Genomic DNA, 21,217 nt, shown 5'->3' with positions numbered 1-21,217 from the left:
TCAGTTTCCTTTGCCGATGGCGGACGTGTCGATGAGCGGGCGGCCGATGGTGTTGGGGAAGATGTCGTCCAGGTAGAGATGAACCTGCCCGATGACCCCGATATTGCCGCCGCTGTCGCGATTGATCGGAACGATAGCCTCGACGCCGACCTGGTATTTGTCGCCGATATAGATGATGCCGGGGTTAACGGTGCCGGTCGTCTTGGTGCCGCTGTCGATCGTGTTGCCGACCGGCGTCGAGAATTGCGCCTCGACGATCGGCACGAGGCGATTGACGACGTCGGGCAGGCCGAGATCGACGACCGCCGACTTGAGATAGGGCATGCTGTATTGCAGGGAGCCGCCCCATTGCAGGACGCGCGGGTTCTGCGTGGCCGTTGGGTCGCCCGTGTCCGGATCGGTCGACGTCGTCGACGAGCTGCCGGGGATGGCGTAGCCGAGACCGCCGGTGACGGCGAAGGCGCGCAGCCAGCCGACCTCCGCCGGCAGATCGCCGAAACCCTTTCCGAACAGAAGCGTCGGCGTAGTGGTGGTGAAGGGATCCGCGCCGACCGAGGATGCGCCGGTGCGGCCCCATTCGATATCGAGGCTCGCCATCATGGCGAACTCGTGCGTCGCGTCCTTGAGCAATTGATACTGGAACGCCGTCTCCAGATTCTGGAAGCCGCTCACCGTCGGGCTTCCCGGCGTTCGCAACTGGCTCCACGTGCTTCCGACCGAGACCCCGAACCTGTCGGTGATCCGTTTGGAGAATTCACCGGAGATATCGAGCTCGCGTGCCGCCGGATCGTCGCCGGTCTTGAACGACGAGATGGTCGGCAACGATAGTTCATCGGCGACGCAGGGGTCGTCGACATTCAAGGTCGCAGGAAAGAAGCGATTGCCAACGACGCAGTGCGCGAACGCACTGCCCAACGGCACGAGACTAGTCATCAGCGCCAGCAGTCCGGCGCGCAGCCACAGGCGTCCCATCGGGAGCCTCCCTCACAAGCGTAAATTGGACCGAGTGATAAGCCGTCGCGATCAGGCGAACGGCGGTCCGCGCGGAGGGCCGGCCGGATGGCGCGAGGGACGCGGCAGCAGGATCTGCACCGCAACGAGCGCCGGTCTCGTCCAGGTGACGACGAGCGGAAGCTCGAGCTTGGGGCCGGTGTCGGCACCGACGAGCGAGGGGCAGCAGCCCTGGCAGCACTGGCCGCCGTCGTCGGTCCCGTTCGGATGCTGGGTCTGGCCGTCGCCGCTGTCGGAATGATGGGCGCAGATCGGCTGCCCAAAGGCGTCGAGGGTCGGCTGCTGGGAATTGCAGAACGGGCTGAAGGCGACGTTCAGCGCGATCACCCACATCGCGACAACAGCCGCAATGGAGCGCCCGCCGAACCGACGCGACCTCACCTCGAACACCGATCCATACCCCGCAAGCCACCTGCGCGCGGAACATTAGATGCGATCCGGCACCCGCACCAGAGCATCGGCCGGCGAACAGCACAGCCATGCGTGCGGCCCCGGGGAGTAGGCATTTGCCGGCTTCTGGCTTATCAGAGGCCCCCGGCCGCGCGCGCCGCGGCCCGTTCTCCCACGGGTCTTTCAGAACGTGTCCACGACAATGCCGGCTTCCATATCCGACCAGGCGCAGGCACGCGTCCGCGTGTTCCTCGCGCTGTTCCTGCTCTGGCTGGCGGGCAATGCCCTGCGCCTGACCATCCTGGCGGTGCCGCCGGTCATTCCGCTCATCCACGATCAATTGCGGCTCTCGGCGACGCAAATCGGCATCTTGACCGGCCTGCCGTCGATGCTGCTCGCCGCCGCCGCCGTGCCCGGTTCGCTGATTGTCGCCAAGCTCGGCGTACGCTGGGCACTGGTTGTCGGGCTACTGGCAACCGCGATCGGCGGTGCGCTGCGCGGCCTCTTCCCGGATGTCGGCTGGCTCTACGCCATGACCATCGCGACCGCCGCCGGCGTCGCCATCATGCAGGTCACCATGCCCTCGGCGGTGCGCGCATGGGTGCCGGACCGTATTGCTTTCGCCACCGCCGTCTACACCAACGGTCTGCTGATCGGCGAAGTGATTCCGGTGGCGCTGATGCTGCCGTTCGTCGTGCCGCTGGTCGGAAGCTGGCAATGGGGCTTCGTCGTCTTCAGCGTTCCGGTCGCGATCATCGCCCTCATCGTCGCCGCGTTCGCGCCGAAGCCCGCAACGGCCGCCGGAGCTCCTGTGCGCCGGCGCTGGTGGCCGGACTGGCGCAATCACCTGATCTGGCGGCTCGGCTTCATGCTCGGTACCGTCAACGCCGTTTATTTCTCCACGAACGCGTTTATTCCCGACTACCTGCGCGGGCACGGCCAAGGCGAATGGATCAGCGCGGCGCTGACCGGCCTCAATGCCGGGCAGTTGCCGGCCTCGGCCCTGCTGCTCCTCTTCGCCAGCCGTTTGCAGCTCAAGGCCTGGCCGATCATCGCTGTCGGCGTCTTCAGCGTCATCGCCACCCTCGGCATCGTCTTCGGCAACGGCCCGATCGTGGTCGCGGCGGCGAGCCTGCAGGGCTTCGCGTCCGCCGCCATCCTGGTGCTGCTGCTGGCGCTGCCGCCGCTGCTGAGCCCGCCGGACGACGTGCACCGCGTCACCGCGGCGATGTTCACCATCAGCTACAGCTGCGCGGTGATCACGCCGATCATCAGCGGAATGCTCTGGGACTGGAGCGGCATGGCGGCACTGGCCTTCGCACCGATCGGAATTGCGGGTTTACTGCTCATCCTGCTGGCCCCGGCGATCAACCACGTGCCGCGCGCAGAGGCCTGAAAAACATGCGTCCCATCCCTGTCGGCGCCAAGGGCACATTCACGCTGCGCGTGATGCCCGGCCATCTCGCCAACCAGTTCAAGGATGCGATCCTGCCGCAGGTCTTCGCCACGCCGATGATGGTGACGATCGTGGAGAACGCAGCGCTCAACGCCATCCGCGATTACCTCGAGCCGGGTGAGAGCGCGGTCGGCACCATCGTCAACATCAAGCATCTGGCGGCGACGCCGGTGGGGCATCAGGTGACCGCGACCGCGGAGGTGACCAAGGTCGACGGCCGCCGCATCGAGTTCACCGTCAGCGCGCGCGACGAGATCGAGGAAATCGGCACCGGTACGCACGAGCGCATGGTGGTCGACATGGCGCGGCTCGACAAAAAGCTGGCGGCGAAAAAGCCGCGATAGATCACGAGGGAAGGACGGGGCGATGGCGGAAGCTTTGGTTCGCGGGGTTCACATCAACTACGAGATCGTCGGTACGCGCGGACCGTTCATCGCGCTGACGCCGGGCAGCCGCCGCTCCTACGCCGAGCTGGTCGATCTCTCCAAGGCCATCGCCGCCTCCGGCTATCGCGTGCTGCTGCACGACCGCCGCAACTGCGGCGCTTCCGACGTCGCCTTCGACGGCGCCGCCTCCGAGCACGAGGTGTGGGCCGACGATCTCTACGAGCTCGGCCGCCAGCTCGGCGCGCTGCCGATGTATGTCGGCGGCTCCTCGGCCGGGGCGCGGCTGGCGATCCTCTATGCCATGCGCCACCCGGACGGCCTGCGCGGACTGATGCTGTGGCGGGTCACCGGCGGCCAGGAGGCGGTCGACAAGCTGTCCGAGAACTACTACGGCCAGTACATCAAGCTCGCGCGCGCCGGCGGCATGCAGGCGGTGGCCGAGAGCGAGCACTTCGCCGAATGCATTGCGGCGCGTCCGGCGAACCGCGCGCGGCTGATGGCGGCGAACGTCGATGAATTCATCAAGGTGATGGAGTTCTGGCGCCAGCGTTTCCTCGAGTCGGCGACGCTGCCGATCGTCGGCGCCAGCGAGGCCGACCTCAACGCCATCAAAGCGCCGGCCTGCCTCATCGCCGGCAACGACGTCATCCACACGCCGGCGACGGCGCGCAAGGCGGCGCGGCTCATCCCCAACAGCGAATTGCACGACGACGTCGTCGCCAAGCGCGCCGACGACAATCTGCTCAAGGACTGGGACCGCAAGGAATGGCGCGACGCCGAGCCGCGCCTTGCCGCGCTGTTCGCCGATTTTCTCAAGCGCGCCGAAAGCGCTCGCGCCGCCTGATCCGATCATTCACGGAAGGACACGTTCGATGAGCCTGCAGATTCGCCGCGTCGTCACCGGCCACACGAAGAACGGCCGCGCCAAGGTCGAGATCGACGAGATCGCGACCAACGTCATTTCCAACCGCCCCGGGGCTTCCTCGTGCGTGGTATGGTCGACGAAGGGCTTCCCGGTCGACAATGACGGTTTCAACGACCCGACCAAGGCGTCGTTCAAGACGACGGTCGAGGGCGGCAGCGTATTCCGCATCGTGCGCTACGAGCCGGGCGTGTCGCCGCGCAATCACCGCACCGACTCGATCGACTACGCGGTGGTGATGTCGGGCGCGATCGAGATGGAGCTCGACGACGGCGTCGTGGCGAAGCTGAAAGCCGGTGACGTGCTGGTGCAGCGCGGCACCATCCACAATTGGGTCAACCGCGGTCCCGAGGTCTGCGTCGTCGCCTTCGTGCTGATCAGCGCCAAGCCGGTGACCGCCGACGGCAAGCCGCTCACCGCCGTCGGCTGATCTCCGCTCTTACTGCGGCTGGATGCCGGCCGCCTTCACGGCGACGGCAGTCTCCTTCACCTTCTCGCGAAAGAAGGCCTGCGTCTCGGCAGCGTTGCGCTTGTCCGGCATGTAGCCGTCGCGCTGCATGATCTTTGCCACCGCCGGTTCGAGCAGTGCGGCGTGAATGGCGCCGTTGAGCTTGTCGACGACGGCGTCGGGCGTCTTGCCCGGCGCGAAGAACATGCCCCACGAGCCCTCGACGAAACCTGGCAGGTATTGCTTCATCAACGGCACGTTCGGGAAGGCCGGGAACGGCTTCGAGCCGGTGAAGGCCAGCGCGCGCACGCGGCCCTCCTTCAAGAGGCCCATAACCGACGGCGGCGTGACGAACATCATCTGCACGCTGCCGCTTAGAAGGCCGTTCATCACTTCGGACGCGCCCTTGTAGGGGATGTGCTCCATGGTGATGCCGGCCTTGCGCGCGAACAGCTCGGCGCGCAGGTGTAACTCATTGCCGACGCCGGGCGAGCCGTAGAGCATGCGGTGCGTCTTGGCGTAATCGATGAACTCCGGCACCGTCTTGAGCGGCGATTTGCTGTCGACCAGCATGAAGATGCCGTCGAGCTCGCCGATGGTGGCGATCGGCTTGAGATCGGTGAGCACGTCATAGCCGAGATGCTTGTAGATATAGGGCGTCGGCGAGATCGACGAGGACGAGAACAGCAGCGTGTAGCCGTCCGGCGTCGCGGTCGCGACGGCGCGCGCGGCGATGGTGCCGTTGGCGCCGGTGCGATTCTCGACGATGAACGACTGGTGCAGGCTCTCGCTCAATTGATGTGCGACGGTGCGCGCCTGGATGTCGGGGCCGCTGCCCGCGGCGTAGCCGACCAGCACGCGTACCGGATGGTCCGGATATTGCTGCGCCTGCGCGGCCGAGGCCGCGGCTGCGGCGAGCACAAACGCCATCAGTGTCCTGAGCATGTCGTCCCTCCCGCGCCGGCTTGTTGTTTTGACGATCGGCTGCCGTCCGACGCGCGGCTATCATCACCACTTCGGCCGGCGTGACAATCGACTGCAGCGGAATGGCGCGCATGCGTGGGCGCATTGGGCAGCAGCAGACGCAGACGCGGCAAGCGCGCCGGCCGCGTTGCGGCGCGTGCAGCGCATCGGCGCAGCCGCCGTTATTCGCCAAGCTCTGGCAGGACCATTTACCTATGAACCTCCGTCTGCGCAGCGTCTAAACGCTTGTCAGGACAGAGGTCGGGGCACCATCGTTAGACGAAAGTCTATGGGCGTTCATGCGCGCCATCGCACGCAAAAGTTTGGTGCGGCAGTAACGCGCTGTTGCGTAATCTGAAATTGTCAGTAGCATCGCGCAAAAATCTATCTCGCCTGGGTGACCGGAAGACCGGCGCGCAGGTGCGATTAATCAAAAGCCACCGGAGGAGCCCCTAAATGAATGAGATCAAATTCAACCGCCGTACACTGATCAAGACGGCGGCGCTTGCCGGCGTCGCGCAGGTCGCGTCGCCGTTCGTGATCACGGCGCGCGCCGAGGACATCGTCAAGATCGGCCTCGATAACCCGCTGACCGGCACCTATGCGGCTAACGGCAAAAATGAGATGATCGGCTGTCAGCTTGCGGTCGAACAGATGAACGCCAAGGGCGGCATTCTCGGCCGCAAGGTCGAACTGCTGGTCGAGGACTCGACTTCGGGCGACGCCGGCACCGCGGTGCAGAAGGCGCGCAAGCTGATCGACCGCGACAAAGTCAACTTCCTGCTCGGCAACGTGAACTCGGCGCTCGCCGCGGCCATGGCCAACGTCGCCTACGAGAAGGGCGTCCTCATGGTCGACCCGGGCGGCCACACCGATCCGATCACCGGCACGAACTGCCACTGGAACGTCTTCCGCGTCTGCAACACCACGCAGATGGAGGCGAATGCGGTGGCCGGCACGCTGATCAAGAAGGCCGGCAAAAAATGGTACTACATCACGCCTGACTATGCCTTCGGTCATACCTTGCAGGCGGGCCTCGAGAAGGCCGCGGCCAAGCTCGGCGGCATCAAGGTCGGCGGCGACCTCACCCCTCTCGGGACCACCGACTTCTCGTCGTACCTGATCAAGGCGCAGGCGACGAACCCGGACGTCATCATCTTCCTCACGGCAGGCGACGACGCGGTCAACTCGCTCAAGCAGGCGGTGCAGTTCGGCCTCGACAAGAAGACACACCTCGCCGGCGCACAGCAGGAGCTCGAAGTACTCAACGGTCTGCCGCCGGAAGCCCGCGTCGGCACCTGGGTCTTCGAATGGTGGTGGAACCAGCCGAACGTCCCGCATGTGAAGGAGTTCGTCGCCGACATCCGCAAGCGCAGCGGCGGTCACGTGCCGACGGCACGTACCTGGTTCGGCTACGCGTCGGCCTGGACCTGCGCGCTGGCCGCGAACGGCGCCAAGTCGCTCGAGGCAGTGAAGATGGCCAAGTTCCTGCAGGACTTCCATCTGCCGCCGGAAATCGCGCTGATGCCCGATGGAGCCTACTATCGCAAGGGCCAGAACCAGCTCATCCCCGACCTCTATGTCGGGCATGCGGTGTCGAAGGGCAAGGACGATCCGGAAGATCTCTTCGTCGTCGACGAGGTGGTCAAAGGCCCGGCGATCGCCGGCACTCTGGAAGAGACCGGCTGCAAGATGACCTGGCCGGCCTGATCGGCTTACGCAACCGGACGCCGCGCAGGCGGTGTCCGGTTGCCGCCGTTCACTGAGGGGACTAAAACAACCGCACCGTTGCTCCGTGCTGACCGTGCACCTGCGCGCGGCGGAGCGTGGTTTCGCAACATGACGGTCGTGCCGAGAGGGGGCTGACGCTGCCGCAATGACCCAAGTCGTCCTGTTCAACGTCTTCAACGGCCTCATCGTCGGCGCGTTCTACGCGCTGATGGCGCTCGGCCTCTCTCTCATCATGAACCTGTCTGGCGTGATCAATTTCGCGCACGGCGGCTTCCTTGCCATCGGCGGCTATCTCGCCTTCGCGCTGCTTCCCTATGTCGGCTTCTGGGGCGCATTGATCCTCGCGCCGATGCTGACCGCGGTGCTGGGATTGTTCGTCGAACGGGTCCTGATACGCCGGCTCTATGGCCGCGACCCTCTTTACAGCCTCCTGCTGACATTCGGCCTCGCCTTCATGTTCGAGGACGGCACGCGCTTCATCTGGGGCGCACAGGGTTTGCCCTTCCAGGTTCCCGGCTGGCTGCTGTCGCCGCTGTCGACCGACTACTTCTTTCTCACCGGCTACCGGCTGTTCATGGTGCTGATCGTCGGCATCGCAGTGGCCGGCCTGTTCTTCATCCTCAACAAGACCCGGCTGGGCATTCGCATCCGCGCCGGCACGCTCGATCTCGAGACGGTGTCGGTGCTGGGCGTGAACGTGCGCATCCTCCGCAATATGAACTTCGGCCTCGGCATTTATCTCGCCGGCCTCGCCGGCGTGCTGGCGGTCGGCCAGCTCGGCCTGCAGCCGACGATCGGCTCGTCGCTGATCATGCCGAGCTTCGTCGCAATTATCGTCGGCGGCCTGGGCAGCCTGCCGGGCACGCTGCTCGGCGGCCTGCTGATCGGCGTCGCCTCCGGCGTGACGACCGTGTTTTTCCCGTCGGCCACCGAAGCGGTGATGTACGTGATGATGGCGGCGGTGCTGCTGGTGCGCCCGCGCGGCCTGCTCGGCGAAGAAGGTAGATTCTGATGAATAAGGAAGTTTTCAACAAGCAGGCGGCGAACGTTCTCGTCTGGCTGTTGCTGCTGGCGATGCCGTATTGGTTGCCGGCGATCGGCGGCTATATCGAGCTCGGCACCCGCGTGGTCGTGCTTGGCCTCGCCGCGATGGCGCTCAACTTCCTGCTCGGTTACACCGGCGTGCTCTCGTTCGGTCACGCCGCTTATTTCGGCCTCGGCGCCTACGGCGCCGGCATGACCGTCCGTTATCTGGTGCCGAGCACAGGCCTCGGCCTGCTGGTCGGCACCGTTGTCGGCGCCGTGGCCGGCGCGATCATCGGCCCCATGATCATCCGCCTGCGCGGCGTCTACTTCGCGATGGTGACGATCGCCTTCGCGCAGGTGTTCTATTTCATCGCCTTCCGCTGGAGCACCGTGACGGGCGGCGACGACGGACTGACCGGCTGGACACGGCAGCCTCTGCATCTCGGCTTCACCACGATCGACATCCTGCATAACCCGACGGCGTTCTATTATCTGGTGTTCGTCGTGTTTGCGGTCGCGATTGCCATCATGGCGTGGCTGTTGCGCTCGCCGTTCGGCCGCACTTTGCTGGCGATCCGCGAGAACGAGCGCCGCGCCCGCTTTCTCGGCATCCCCGTCGATCAGCACATCTGGATCTCGTGGACGATCTCCTGCGCCTTCGCGAGCCTCGCCGGCGCGCTTTATGCGTACGTGAACAACTTCGTCGACCCGCGTGCGCTGTATTGGACCCAATCCGGCGACTTCGTGATCATGGCGGTGCTCGGGGGCATGCGCTCGTTCTGGGGACCGCTCATCGGCGCGGCGATATTCGTCACGCTGCAGGATTACGTCTCGAGCCAGACCGAGAACTGGATGTCGTTCGTCGGTCTTTTCTTCGTCCTGGTCGTGCTGTTCTTCCCGCGCGGCATCCTCGGCATGATCCGGCGCAAGGTGGCGTCATGAGTCTCCTGAAAGTCGAAAACCTCTCCAAGCACTTCGGCAGCCTCATCGCCGTCGACACCGTGTCGATGACGGTGGAGCCCGGCGAACTGCGCGCGGTGATCGGCCCGAACGGCGCCGGCAAGACGACCTTCTTCAACATGATCTCGGGCTTCCTGACACAGACGTCGGGCAAGATCGTCTTCGACGGCGAGGACATCTCCGACCTGTCGCCGGCGCGCCGCGTGTGGCGCGGCATCGCCCGCACCTTCCAGATCACCGAGGTCTTCCCCGAGCTCAGCGTGCGCGAAAACCTGCGCATCGCCGTCGAGACAGCGTCGGGCCTGCGCCTGAGCCCCTGGCTTTCGGCGGAACGGGACAAGGAGATCCGCGCCCGCATCGACGAACTGCTCGGCATGGGCGGGCTCTCCGGCAAGGCAAACCGCCTCGTCGGCGAGATGAGCCATGGCGACCAGCGCGCCTGCGAGATCATGATGGCTTTGGCGCTCAAGCCGCGGCTCCTGTTGCTCGACGAGCCCACCGCCGGCATGGGCGACCAGGAGACCTACGACATCACCCAGTTGATCCGGCGGCTGCATCGCGATGAAAAGCTCACCATCGTCCTGATCGAGCACGACATGCGCGTTGTCTTCCATCTCGCCGACCGCATCCTCGTGCTCGCCGAAGGCAAGATGCTCGCCGAAGGCACGCCGCAGGAGATCGCATCCAACGAGGCCGTGCAGGCCGCTTACCTCGGAAAGGCTGCGGCATGAGCGCCACGGTCCTCGAAGCCCATAACCTCAACACGTTCTACGGCAAGAGCCACATCCTGCACGGCGTCAGCCTGGAGGTGGGCGAGGGCGAGATTGTCACCCTGCTCGGCCGCAACGGCGCCGGCAAAAGCACCACGCTGCGCAGCCTCGTCGGCTTGACCCCCGCGCGCGAAGGCCAGGTAAAGATCTTCGGCAATACCACCACCGACTGGCCGTCCTACCGCATCGCCGGGCTCGGCGTTGGCTTCGTGCCGGAAGGCCGCCGCATCTTTCCGTACCTGACGGTCGAAGAAAACATGAAGGTGCCGATCGACCGCCCGGGTCCGTGGGACATTCCGCGCATCTATCAGCTGTTCCCGCGGCTGGCCGAGCGCAAGAGCAACATGGGCCGCCAGCTCTCCGGCGGCGAGCAGGAGATGCTGGCGATCGCCCGCGCCCTTCTGCTCAATCCGAAGCTCATCATCCTCGACGAGCCGTCGCAGGGTCTGGCTCCGCTGATCGTGCAGGAGGTGTTTCGGGTCGTCACCTCGGCGCGCAAAGAGGGCATTTCGGTGCTGCTGGTCGAGCAGAACGTGCGCGCGGCCTGTGAAATCGCCGACCGCTGCTACGTGCTCGACGACGGCAAGGTGGTGCATACGGGACCCGCGCCGGAGTTCGCCAAGGACGAGAAGCGCGTGCGCGAGCTCGCCGGCGTCAGCAGCGAAAAGTGGGACTGACCGCGCCTTAATCCGACGAGCGGGTGTCCTTGCGCACCGGGGCCACCTGCCCTGCCGTGACCGGCGACGCTGCATTGCCCCAGGAGCTGCGGATGTAGGTCGCGACCGCCGCGACCTGCGCGTCGGTCAGCTTCCAGCCGAAGGCCGGCATCGACAGCGGCGTCGGCCGCGCCTTGGTCGGCACCGAACGGGCGCCCTCCAGGATCACGCGGACGACCGTTGTCGGGTCCGACTGCTGCACGTTGTTGTTGCCCTTGAGCGGCGGGAAGAAGGTCGGCTCGCCGCTGCCGTCGGCTCCGTGGCACTCGGCGCATTGGTCGCCGAAGATCGCCTTTCCCGCACTGGCGACATTGGCGTCGACCGAGGGCTTGGTGTTGTCGCCGCCGCCCTGCCCCTTGGTTGGCAAGTCCTTGAGATAGGCGGCGATTGCGTGCAGGTCGTCGTCGGTCAGCTTCGAGGTCGAATACTGCACGACCTCGGACATCGGACCAGTCGCGTTGCTGAACCGGTTGCGGCCCGTCTTGAGATATTCGGCGATGTCGTCGGACGACCAGTGGCCGAGGCCGACGCGCAGATCGGGTCCGAGATCGGGCGCAAACCAGTTCTGCAGGTTACCGCCGTGCAAGGCGCTGCCGCTATCGTCGGCGCCGGCGAAATTCTTCGGCGTGTGACAGGCGCCGCAGTGGCCGAGCCCCTCGACCAGATAGGCACCACGATTCCACTGCTGCGACTTCTTCGGATCCGGCTTGAAGGTGCCGTCCTTGAAATACATCCAGTTCCAGACATGCATGACCGTCCGCTCGTTCAACGGAAACGGCAGCTCATTGGCCGGCGGCCGGTTCGACACCGGCGCGATCGACTGCAGATAGGCCCGGATGTCCGCCACGTCGCCGCGCGAGACATGCGTGTAATAGGGATATGGGAACGCCGGATAGAGCCGGTGACCGCCGGCATCGATGCCCTCGTGCAGCGCGCGATAGAACTGGTCGCCGCTCCAGGCGCCGATACCGGTCGTGCGGTCCGGCGTGATATTGGCCGAATAGATGACACCGAACGGCGTCTGCAGCGGGCGGCCGCCGGCGAAGGGCTTGCCGCCATCCGCCGTGTGGCAGTCCTTGCAGTCACCGGCGTCGACCAGATATTTGCCGCGCTGGATGCGATTGAAATCGGTATCCGCGCGGCTCGCGGTGGCGAATGCCGCGACGCAGACCGCGCCCGCGAAAAGAGCCTGTTTCAGCGCGCTCTTCATCGCTCGATCCTCACGCCTGCACCAGCGGTCCGGGGTTCTTGAGATACTGGTTGCGGATCGCATCCGCCGCCCAATAGGTCAGCGCGCCGATGGTACCGGTCGGGTTGTAGCCGGGGTTCTGCGGAAACACCGACGAGCCCATGACGAACACGTTCGGCACGTCCCAGCTCTGCAGATAGCGGTTGACCGCGCTGGTCTTCGGATCGGCGCCCATGGCGGCGCCGCCCGTGTTGTGCGTCGTCTGGTACGGCACGATTGAATAGGGTCCGGTGCGCTTGTTGACGCTCATTTCGCGCGGCTTCATCGCCTTGGCGATTTCGGCAGCCTTGTCGGTCAGGTAGTCCGACATCTTCCGTTCGTTGTCCTTGTAATCGAACGTCAGCCGCAGCATCGGATTGCCGTAGACGTCGCGATACGTCGGGTCGAGATCGAGGTAGTTGTCGCGGAAACTCATCACCGCGCCGTGCGTACTGATCGACGTCTGCCTCAGGTAATTGTCGGCGACCGCCTTCTTCCATTTGCCGCCCCAGCGCGGCGTGCCCTTGGGCGTCGGATGCGTCTCGATCGGCCGGCCGTTGGTGGTCCAGCAGGCCAGATAGCCGCCGCCGATGAAACCCAACCCACCGTGATCGAAGTTGTCGCCGTTGAATTCGTCGACACCCATACCAAGTGCGCCGGCGCCGACGAAGGTATTGGTGTATTTGTCGTCGTAGAACAGGTTTACCGAACTGACGATCTGATAGGCGTAATTACGACCGACGACGCCGCTGTCGGCCTTCGGATCGTATGGCTTGCCAATGCCGGACAGCAGCATCAGATGCACGTTGTTGTAGGCGAAGGCGCACAGGATGACGATCTCGGCCGGCTGCTCCCATTCTTCGCCCTGCTCGTCGATGTAGAGGACGCCGGTCGCCTTCTTGCCGGTGTTGTCCATCAGGACTTTCAACACCTCGCACTGCGTCTTCAGCGTGAAATTGTCCTTGCGCATCAGCACCGGCAGGATGGTCGTCTGCGCGCTCGCCTTCGAGTAGTTGCCGCAGGCGTATTTCTCGCAGAAACCGCAATAGGTGCACTGGCCGAGTTGCACGCCGAGCGGATTGGTGTACGGCCGCGACATGTTGGCGGCAGGACACGGGAATGGCTTGTGACCGAGCTCCTGCGCCGCCTTGGCGAACAAGGTTGGAGCATAGGTCATGTTCAGCGGCGGGTTGGGATAGTCGCGGCTGCGCGCGCCCTCGAACGGATTGCCGCCGGGCTGCTTCTGCCCTTTCAGATTGCCGGCCTTGCCGGAGATGCCGCAGAGATACTCGAAGCGATCGTAGTGCGGCTCCAGCTCGTCGTAGGTGACGCCCCAGTCCTGCACCGTCATGTTGTCGTCCGGCAGCTTGCCGTAGCGCTGAATGTTGTGGCTGCGGGCGAGGAAGTCACTCGGCAGGAAACGCCAGGTCTGCCCGTTCCAGTGGATGCCGGCGCCGCCGACGCCGGTCGCCGGCAGGAATGAGCCGAGCTGCCGCATCGGCAGCGCCGTCTCGTTCATCGCGTTACGGAAGGTCAGCGTCTCGCGCGACGGCTCGGCGAAAAGCTTTCGACGAAAATAATAGCGCAGCTCGTCCTGGATGAAGGTCGGTGCGAAGTCGGTCGGCGTGTCGCGCCAACCGCCGCGTTCGAGCGCCAGCACCTGCAGGCCGGCGTCGGTGAGTTCTTGACCGAGGATCGCGGCGGTCCAGCCGAAGCCGACGAGAACGACATCCTTGGGTGGGAGCTTGCGGGCCATGACGCTCTTTCTTCAGGTCTTCGGATTCCAGCCCGGCCGCCCCTGGATGCTGACCGGAGGCAGATCGAGCTTCTGATTGTGCTTATCGACGTAGGGCCGATAGTCGTAGCGCGCGCCCGGGAAGCCGATCAGCTTCCAGCCGGCCATGTCGCGGTTGCCGCCGTGGATCGGATCGGAGAAAAAGCCTTCGATCGTGTTTTGCAGCAGCAACTCAAAGAATGCCTTGCCGCTGACATTCGTGAGCTTGATCTTGTCGTTGTCGAGATCGCCCAGGACCTTGTCCTGCTCGTCGGGCGAGAGCTGTGCGAAGATCTTGCCGTTCGCCTGCTTGAGATGTTCGTCGATCGCCTTGATCGCGGCGCGATAGAGCTGCGCCGGCGTCAAGCGCGACTGGTAGCCCTGCGACTTCGTGCCGGCGCGCCAGGGCCCGAGCATGTACCAGCGCTCGGCGCGGCCATACTCGCCGGCCATCTGCCGATCGAGGAAAGTCGGCACGGCTGCCTCTTTCGCGCCGGGACCGAGATCGTCCTTCGGGATAATTCGCGACACCGCCGCCTCGATGAAGGCGGCTTCGTCAGGCGTGAAGAATTCATACGGACCGGGCTCGACCGGCACGGGCGCATCGGCCGCCGACGGCGACCACGGCATCTCGCCGTGGTAGGTGCGCGCTTCGGCCGGCTGCGGCGCCGCAGTCAGAGCCGCACCCGCGGCGCTCACGGCGCCGGCGGCGAGCAGCGTGCGGCGACTCAAGCCCGTTGACGACATCGCGTTCTCCTTGGCCTTGCGCATCAGCCCGGCCCGCCCGACTGCGTGCTCGATGGCGGCTTCTTCTTGGTTTCGGCCGGCGTCCCGATATGCGGCGACGGCACGCCCGTCTGCGCCGCGGGCTGCTTGTAGGCCGGCGCCGCGACGAGCTGGCTCAACGTCATCGGCACGGTGATGCGGGTGATGTTGCCGCCACCGTATTGCGCGTTCGGAAAATGGCGGGGCACATCATCCGGCGTAGTGACGTGCAAGCCCTTGGCGGGGATGGCCACGTCCTTCTCGCCCTGGCCGAGGTAGCCGGCGAGCCCGATGACGAGTTGATCGCCGGACACCTGATCGACCGCGCCGGCGAGGCGTCCGTCCTTGCTGTAGACCGTCGCGCCAAGCGGATTCTGGTCTTTCGCGGGCACCGTTTGCACGGCGGCGAGGCCGGGCATTTGCGCCGCAGCGGCTGGCTGTACCTGAGCCGGGCTATTCGTCTGCGCTGCAGCGGGCGCGGCGGACAGGGTCGTCAACGGGACGACAATGGTGAGGGATATCGAGAAAACGAGGGCAGCCGCTCCGGGCCACGCACCGCCACCGCGAGCTGAACCCATGTGCCGTTTCCCCGGACAACATGTCCGCGCCTGCGGGTGCGGCGGGACCGTGTCACGGCAGGAACAGTGGTGAGGTCTGCTTAGTTCCCCCTATAGGGACTCGTGCACTTGCGACATTTTGCACAGCCGACGCCGCGCCCGCGGTGACGGGCGCGGCCGGAAACGTCAACCGCCAAAGAGGCCCAAGAACTTCTTCGTGGCGGTCGGCTGAGCCGCGCCACCGTTGGCGGTCGCCGCGGTCTGACCGTTCCCGCCTGACGCCGCTTGGCCGGTCGTGGTCGGCTTGTGGTGACGCACGTGACGGGCCTGGTGGCGCGCACGGACGTGATGCCGGACCGGCTTGGCGTGGTGCTCCGCGTTCTGCTCCTGCGCCACCCGGTGCGGCGGCGGAGCAGCCGCGGTCTCTGGCGCGGCGGGCGCTGCCGGCGCACCCGCCGCCGCCAGCGCGGGATCGGTGCCTTCGATCGCGGCTTGCGCCGGCGACCCGCCCCAGAGGTTTAGAGGCGACCGCAGCGGATCGAACGAGGCCGCCACGTTCGGGGTAGCCGACGCATCGAGGCGATCGCCTTTCGACGTGTCGACCGGTACCGCAGCCATAGCGTCGGCGGTCGCGACCTGCGCCGACTGCGCGGGGCGCGCCCGGCTGACGGGCTGATTGGGCGTGAGGCGCGCCGCGATCTTAGCGGGCGCGGCGGGCGCTTGTGCGACCGGGGGCGCGGCCGCGGATGCTGCAGCGGGCGCAACGGGAAGGACGCCGTTCGTCTCGAATGCGATGTAAGCGACAGCGACCGCAGCCATGGCGACCGCGCCGCCGGCAAAGGCCGCGACCACTGCAAACGGAAAGCGCCGCCCCGGGACGACGATGAATTCAGTCTCCGGCAACGAGGCCGGATCGACGTCGCCGCTCAGCCTTTCGTCCGCGGAATAATCGCGTGTGCCACCGCGCAAGCGCTCCAATACTGGCTGCAAGGTCGCTTCCCGCGCGACAACGCGCCGCTGGCGTGGCGCGTAATAGCGATGGCTCCGCGGATCCCCCGGATCGTTCACACTCAATGCGCTCATACCGAACTCCCCGCTTCTGATTGGCGGCCGCGGCTGCGACGGGCGTCGCAACGCGACTCACTTGGGCCGCGGCATCCGCAGCGGCGCAAAGGTGAAACAGCAGGCAGGGCATTATTGGGTCGCAAGCGGGCCGGAAATGTGAATCGCGTGGCAAGAGTCGGGAACCCGGCCGATTGCGCCTCAGCGCCGCCGCGGTTCCCGCAGGCGGCGGGCAGAGGGGGTATTATGTTATTGACGCCCCTAGCGTGCGGCGAAGGACGGATCGGCGGCGGCGCTAGCCCGCGCGGTTTCGGCCGCTATCGGCCGTTCGTTGAGCCAGCGGCGCATCGGTTTTTCGAAGAACCGGTAGCTCGCGATCGATACGACGAAGACCGTCAGCAGCATCAGCGCCAGCGCGGCCCAGGAATGAGCGACGGAAAATTCCGTCTGGTCCAGCTCCAGCGCGTTGAGCGCGTGCGTGGTCGCGTGCTGCACCAGCCCGTGCACAAGATAGATGGAACAGGAAATCTCCCCGAGCAGCACCACCGGCCGCGCGTTCAGGATACGGCCGGAAACACCGCGCGCGCTCACGGCGCAGAGGATGACTAGCGGAAAGAGCGTGACCACGACGATATCGCGATAATCGAAATACAACATCAGCAGCGCCGCGACGAAAACGAGCCCCGCCCAGGCCCGCGCATCGATCAGCCCCTGCCGGTAAACGCGATAGCAGATGCAGCCGAGGAAGAACTGCGGCAGGCAGCGCCATAAGGCCGTGAGGCCGTCCCATTGGTTCATGTCGCCGCCGGCGACGTATGCAAGCGCCCAGACGGTGGCGAGCGCCGCAAGCGCTGCGGCGAACAACGATCGGCCGGAGATGCGCCACAACAGGCCGATGACAAGCGGAAACATGAGGTAGGCGGCGAATTCGACGCTGATCGACCAGGCCGGATAATTCCAGCTCAGTTCACCCGCCTGCACGCCCTGCAGCATCAAGACGTTGGCGACCAGCGCCTCGAGCGAGCGGGCGCCGGTGAGCGGAAGCGGATAGTAAGCGCCGTCCTGCACATAATGAATGCCGCGTACGGCGAAAGCCATCGCCACGAACAGGGCCAGCACGAAGAGATGCAACGGGTAGATGCGCGCAACGCGCGCGCGCATGAAGGAACGGAAGAACGCGAAGCCCTTGCGTTCGGCGGCGTCGCTGTAGACGTGCGCGAGCACGAATCCGCTGAGCAGGAAGAACAGATCGACCGCGAGATAGCCGCGCGATAGCAGCCCGCCGAGCCAATGGGCATCGAGTGCCGGCAGATAGAGGCTGCAATAGTGATACAGCACCACCCACAGCGCGGCGAGGCCACGCAGGCCTGTCAGGCCGGGCAGTGATTTCGGTGTTCGGTTCGGCGCTTTACTCGCCGCAGGACTGCCGGGCACGCAGCGCCTTTCTTCGCACGGTGGGACACGTGCGAAAACGAGAACAGCGCTGCGGAGTTCCACATGCTTGGCGCCCACGGGTCGTGGCGGAACCTTAGCAATGGCTACCTTCGCTGCGCCGTCGCGAGCGGCTGCTCTCACGGTGGACGTAAGGATTACGCCTTACTGAAAATCCAATCGCGCAGGATCCGCGTCGTGGCCAGCCCGACCGAACCACCAACGAAGGCGCCGGCGATCACGTCACCGAGGAAATGATAGTTGCCGCCAATCAGCCCCGCAGCGATGGCAAGGGCGGCGGCGGCCCACAGCGGCCGGCCGCGCGGATAGCATAACCACAGCACCGACAACAGCGCGCAGGCGGCGCCCATGTGGCCGGAGGGGAAGGACTGATAGACATTGCCGCCGTGCAGCCAATGAAAGCCATAGGTGCCGTCACCGATCAGCGACGGGCGATGGTGGCCGCCGCTCGTCGGCCAACTGCGCCCGAACACGAATTTCAGCTGATCCTTGATCGTTTCCGCGACGAGGATACTCAGCCCGCAGGCGGAGGCGATCCTGTGATGCACGGTCAGCGGCAGCCGGCGCAGGATGCGGAAGGCCTCGAAGATCAGGAGCACGATTGCCGCCGGTATCAAGGGATCCGGCACGCGCGTGAGGAAATCTAGAACGCCGAAATGACCATGCCCCAGATGTACGTGCACGAAGAAGGCGATCGGCCGGTCGAACCACCGGTACGACACGGTGACCAAGGCAGCGGTCGCGGCGAGCGCGACGAGCCAGAGCAGCAGGGCACGCGCAATGGTGCGGGGCATGTTCGGGGGCGTGATACCGGTCGGGCTGCGGAGAACAGGGGTGCTTAGCGAAACCCGGCCTGTCTCACAACCCGCCCGGCGAACGCGCTAGTGCCGCAGCTGCGACGGCTCGCCCGCGCCCAGCACGCTTTCGATGACGCGCGATAGCGCATCGGTGTCGAACGGCTTGCGCAGCACCTGCAGCCCGTCGGGCACCTTCTGCGCCGAGTCGGTATAACCGGTGCTGAGAACGACCGGCAGCCCCGGATAGCGAACGCGGATTTCCTTGGCGAGACCGATGCCGTCGATGCTGCCCGGCATGACGATGTCGCTGAAGACGAGATCGGTACGCTTGCCCTGCGCCAGGAATTGCAACGCCGATTCCGCCGAGTCGCGGAACGACGTGTCATAGCCCATCTGCTCGAACAGCGACGACGTCACCTGGGCGACGTCCGGATTGTCATCAACCACGAGCACGCGCGGCCGGTGCGATTCGATGCGCGCCGCTGCCGCGGTGACGGCGGTCTCCTGCTCGGAGCATAGCGGCAGGTAGATGGTGAAGGTCGTGCCCTCGCCTACCCGGCTATCGACCTTGATGGTGCCGCCGGCCTGATGCACAAAACCGTAGACCTGCGACAGCCCAAGCCCCGTTCCCTTCCCGACCTCCTTCGTCGTGAAGAACGGATCGAAGATCTTCGACAGGAGATTGGGCGGAATGCCGGCGCCGGTGTCGCTGAACGCGATCGAGGCAAAGCCGCCCTCGAGGCGGTTGCCCTGCGCGTCCTGCGGCTCGCTGACCTGAGCGAGCGACAACGTGAACGTACCGCCGTGCGGCATGGCATCGCGCGCATTGACCGCGATGTTGACGATGGCGAGCTCCAGCTCGGCGAGGTCGACTTTCGTCTTGATCGTGCCGGGTGCGACGCCTTCCTTGTAGACGATGTTGCCGCGCAACGAGCTCTCGATCATCGGCCGCATGTTGCGGATGACGGCAGCGATATCCATGACGGACGGGCTGAGGTGCTGGCTGCGCGAGAATGTCAGGAGTTGGCGCGTCAGCGTCTCGCCGCGCTTCGCGGCGGTCTGGATCGCCTCGATGGCGCGCGGCAGCTTGGGATCGAGCAGGCGTTTGAACATCTGGGCGTTGCCGCCGATGATCATCAGCAGGTTGTTGAAGTCGTGCGCGATGCCGCCGGTGAGCTTGCCGATGGCTTCCATCTTCTGCGCCATCGCGAGCTGTTCGCGCGCCTCGACCAGCTTCTCCTGCGTATCGCGCCGCTCGGTGGTGTCGCGCATGATGCTGGAAAAGCCGATCAGGTCGCCTTTCTGGTTGCGGATGACCGAGACGACGCCGGTGACGAAGAACGGCGTCCCATCCTTGCGCATGCGCCAGCCTTCGAGCTCATGCTTGCCCTTCTGGATCGCGAGCTCCAGGGTGCGCACGGCCTCGCCGGAGCGGCGCTCGTCCGGCCGATAGAAGATGCCGAACGGCTTGCCGAGAACCTCCTCCTGGGCGTGGCCGGTGATCCGCTGCGCCGAATTGTTCCAGCTGGCGACGCGGCCCGCGGTATCGAGCACGAAAACGGCGTGGTCGGCGACGTCGTCGACCAACGCCTGGAAGTGATGCTTGGCACGATCGAGCGCGGTCAGCGTCTGCTCGAGCTCGTCGTTAAGGCGGTCGCGCGCGGCGCCGAGGCGAGCATAGGCGTCGCGGCGCGAAGCGAAAGCAGCGGTGAGAACCAGCGTCGCCAGCGACACGCAGATCGACAGCGTTAGCAGGAGCAAGATCGGGTCGCCGATGCGCTCGCCCGCGGCCCACACCGGCTTCAATCCCAGCGCCGCCGCGTCGATGAAGGCGAGCACGCAGGTCACCGCGATGCGCTGGTCGTTGCGCAGCATCGCCCAGGTGAGCGGGGCCAACAGCAGGAATCCGAGCAGCGGGCGATGCAGGCCGGCGAGCTTGTCGCCGATCAACACGCCGGCCACCGGACTGAACGCGACGAAGCCCACGACGAGCGACACCGCCGCCGCCAGTCCCGATTCGACGATGATCGCCCGCGACGCCGGCCGCGCCCACAGCAGGATCAGCGGCGCCAGCACGAGCGATCCGCCGAGGTCGGCAAACGACCAGACGAGCCAGGTCGAGCCGAAGGCATTGAAGCTTGGATCGGCGACGCCGACTCCGCCAACGGAAGCCGCCGCGGCGATCGCCGCCGCCGGCACGATGGCAAGGGCTACGAATTTGAGAACGCCCGCCGGACTGTTGAACGCTTTCCATCCGTGCGCCCACCGACGCGCGGCAAGGCTGCCGGCCAGCCCCGCGGCGACCGCGCCCATGACGGCGAGCACGGACACCAGAACGGCTTGCCCGCTCATGATGCACGAGAGATAAGCGCCGACCGCGATCGCCGGCCACAGCGCATTCCCCGCCAGCAGCAGGATGCTGATGGCCAATCCGCTCGGCGGCCAAATTGGAGCGCCGGTCGGGTTAACCCACGGCGCGTCGCGCCACAGCGCGGCAAAGGCGGCATAGACCGCGGCGATGGCGACGATCTTCAGCGCGTAAAGCGCAAGCTCTCTCGTGCGGCGCCAGGCGGCCGCCGCGCTCTGGCTTGCTGCTTTCTCCGGCGCCTGTGCAGCCGTGTCCGTGCTCGCTAGCGCCTGTGCACCTGTGTTCGCATGTCGCAATGCCGAGGCCCCCGCCAGGAGGGACCGTCAGCCAGGCCCCTGCACGGATAGCACTCAAGAGATGCGGCAACTTAGTGGCATCACGAACGCTGATGCTGAACACTTCGTTGCGACGCGAGAGGAAAATCTTTTGTCGCAG

Annotated in this window: 20 protein-coding genes; 9 read left to right on the top strand and 11 right to left on the bottom strand. The window is 65.7% G+C overall.

The annotated features are described in order from the left end of the window. Positions 1-972 carry a hypothetical protein gene (locus tag VGV41_RS21225; protein ID WP_326866157.1) on the bottom strand — a complete coding sequence of 324 codons (972 nt, stop codon included), beginning with the start codon at positions 970-972 and terminating at the stop codon, positions 1-3. A 51-nt stretch (positions 973-1,023) separates the two neighbouring features. Then, positions 1,024-1,392 (bottom strand): DUF2946 family protein, encoded by a 369-nt coding sequence (locus VGV41_RS21220; RefSeq protein ID WP_326866156.1) that lies wholly within the window; start codon positions 1,390-1,392, stop codon positions 1,024-1,026. Between the two features lie 211 nt (positions 1,393-1,603). On the opposite strand from VGV41_RS21220, the gene VGV41_RS21215 reads away from it, so the two are divergent. Genes VGV41_RS21215 through VGV41_RS21200 form a run of 4 tightly spaced genes read left to right on the top strand, consistent with a single transcriptional unit; the run spans position 1,604 to position 4,595 of the window. Continuing rightward, complete coding sequence (locus VGV41_RS21215; RefSeq protein WP_326866155.1) at positions 1,604-2,797, top strand: CynX/NimT family MFS transporter; 1,194 nt, start codon at positions 1,604-1,606, stop codon at positions 2,795-2,797. Between the two features lie 5 nt (positions 2,798-2,802). Then, positions 2,803-3,201: a thioesterase family protein gene (locus tag VGV41_RS21210; protein WP_326866154.1), complete on the top strand. Its 399-nt coding sequence runs from the start codon at positions 2,803-2,805 to the stop codon at positions 3,199-3,201. A 22-nt stretch (positions 3,202-3,223) separates the two neighbouring features. Then, complete coding sequence (locus tag VGV41_RS21205) at positions 3,224-4,087, top strand: alpha/beta hydrolase (RefSeq protein WP_326866153.1); 864 nt, start codon at positions 3,224-3,226, stop codon at positions 4,085-4,087. A 28-nt stretch (positions 4,088-4,115) separates the two neighbouring features. Next, entirely contained in the window at positions 4,116-4,595 is a 480-nt protein-coding gene (locus VGV41_RS21200) for a cupin domain-containing protein (RefSeq protein ID WP_326866152.1), read from the top strand. A 9-nt stretch (positions 4,596-4,604) separates the two neighbouring features. Here the strand turns inward: VGV41_RS21200 and VGV41_RS21195 are convergent, their stop codons facing one another. Further along, the gene (locus tag VGV41_RS21195) at positions 4,605-5,558 is read right to left on the bottom strand and encodes a tripartite tricarboxylate transporter substrate binding protein (protein WP_326866150.1); all 954 of its coding nucleotides are present in this window, start codon (positions 5,556-5,558) and stop codon (positions 4,605-4,607) included. A 474-nt stretch (positions 5,559-6,032) separates the two neighbouring features. Here VGV41_RS21195 and VGV41_RS21190 point away from each other — a divergent pair, with 474 nt between their 5' ends. The 5 genes from VGV41_RS21190 to VGV41_RS21170 all read left to right on the top strand — a co-directional run bounded on the left by VGV41_RS21190 (position 6,033) and on the right by VGV41_RS21170 (position 10,740). Further along, on the top strand, positions 6,033-7,286 hold the full coding sequence (locus VGV41_RS21190; protein ID WP_326866149.1) for an ABC transporter substrate-binding protein: 1,254 nt from the start codon (positions 6,033-6,035) through the stop codon (positions 7,284-7,286). Positions 7,287-7,452: 166 nt separating this feature from the next. Further along, on the top strand, positions 7,453-8,319 hold the full coding sequence (locus VGV41_RS21185) for a branched-chain amino acid ABC transporter permease (protein WP_326866148.1): 867 nt from the start codon (positions 7,453-7,455) through the stop codon (positions 8,317-8,319). Continuing rightward, entirely contained in the window at positions 8,319-9,275 is a 957-nt protein-coding gene (locus tag VGV41_RS21180; protein ID WP_326866147.1) for a branched-chain amino acid ABC transporter permease, read from the top strand. The genes VGV41_RS21185 and VGV41_RS21180 overlap by 1 nt, the downstream gene beginning before the upstream one ends. Then, the gene (locus VGV41_RS21175; protein ID WP_326866146.1) at positions 9,272-10,024 is read left to right on the top strand and encodes an ABC transporter ATP-binding protein; all 753 of its coding nucleotides are present in this window, start codon (positions 9,272-9,274) and stop codon (positions 10,022-10,024) included. The genes VGV41_RS21180 and VGV41_RS21175 overlap by 4 nt, the downstream gene beginning before the upstream one ends. Continuing rightward, positions 10,021-10,740, top strand: coding sequence for an ABC transporter ATP-binding protein (locus VGV41_RS21170; RefSeq protein ID WP_326866145.1), 720 nt, complete (start codon positions 10,021-10,023; stop codon positions 10,738-10,740). The genes VGV41_RS21175 and VGV41_RS21170 overlap by 4 nt, the downstream gene beginning before the upstream one ends. A gap of 7 nt (positions 10,741-10,747) precedes the next feature. Here VGV41_RS21170 and VGV41_RS21165 read toward each other — a convergent pair whose 3' ends face one another. The 8 genes from VGV41_RS21165 to VGV41_RS21130 all read right to left on the bottom strand — a co-directional run bounded on the left by VGV41_RS21165 (position 10,748) and on the right by VGV41_RS21130 (position 21,078). Next, complete coding sequence (locus VGV41_RS21165) at positions 10,748-11,989, bottom strand: c-type cytochrome (RefSeq protein ID WP_326866143.1); 1,242 nt, start codon at positions 11,987-11,989, stop codon at positions 10,748-10,750. A 10-nt stretch (positions 11,990-11,999) separates the two neighbouring features. Beyond that, complete coding sequence (locus tag VGV41_RS21160) at positions 12,000-13,763, bottom strand: GMC family oxidoreductase (RefSeq protein ID WP_326866142.1); 1,764 nt, start codon at positions 13,761-13,763, stop codon at positions 12,000-12,002. A gap of 12 nt (positions 13,764-13,775) precedes the next feature. After that, positions 13,776-14,528, bottom strand: a complete 753-nt coding sequence (locus VGV41_RS21155) for a gluconate 2-dehydrogenase subunit 3 family protein (protein WP_326866141.1) — start codon at positions 14,526-14,528, stop codon at positions 13,776-13,778. 23 nt (positions 14,529-14,551) lie between these two features. Next, positions 14,552-14,965, bottom strand: a complete 414-nt coding sequence (locus tag VGV41_RS21150; RefSeq protein ID WP_326866140.1) for a hypothetical protein — start codon at positions 14,963-14,965, stop codon at positions 14,552-14,554. Between the two features lie 324 nt (positions 14,966-15,289). Continuing rightward, complete coding sequence (locus tag VGV41_RS21145; protein WP_326866138.1) at positions 15,290-16,186, bottom strand: hypothetical protein; 897 nt, start codon at positions 16,184-16,186, stop codon at positions 15,290-15,292. A 240-nt stretch (positions 16,187-16,426) separates the two neighbouring features. Continuing rightward, complete coding sequence (locus VGV41_RS21140) at positions 16,427-17,599, bottom strand: acyltransferase (protein WP_326866137.1); 1,173 nt, start codon at positions 17,597-17,599, stop codon at positions 16,427-16,429. A 155-nt stretch (positions 17,600-17,754) separates the two neighbouring features. Next, complete coding sequence (locus VGV41_RS21135) at positions 17,755-18,411, bottom strand: phosphatase PAP2 family protein (RefSeq protein WP_326866136.1); 657 nt, start codon at positions 18,409-18,411, stop codon at positions 17,755-17,757. An 87-nt stretch (positions 18,412-18,498) separates the two neighbouring features. Further along, positions 18,499-21,078, bottom strand: a complete 2,580-nt coding sequence (locus VGV41_RS21130; protein ID WP_326866135.1) for an ATP-binding protein — start codon at positions 21,076-21,078, stop codon at positions 18,499-18,501. Positions 21,079-21,217 lie beyond the last annotated feature (139 nt).

Origin of the sequence: Pseudolabrys sp. (assembly GCF_035943735.1) — a bacterium.
Lineage (GTDB): Bacteria > Pseudomonadota > Alphaproteobacteria > Rhizobiales > Xanthobacteraceae > Pseudolabrys.
Note: the sequence above shows the minus strand (reverse complement) of the source record. Positions and strands in the feature narration are given on the sequence as shown.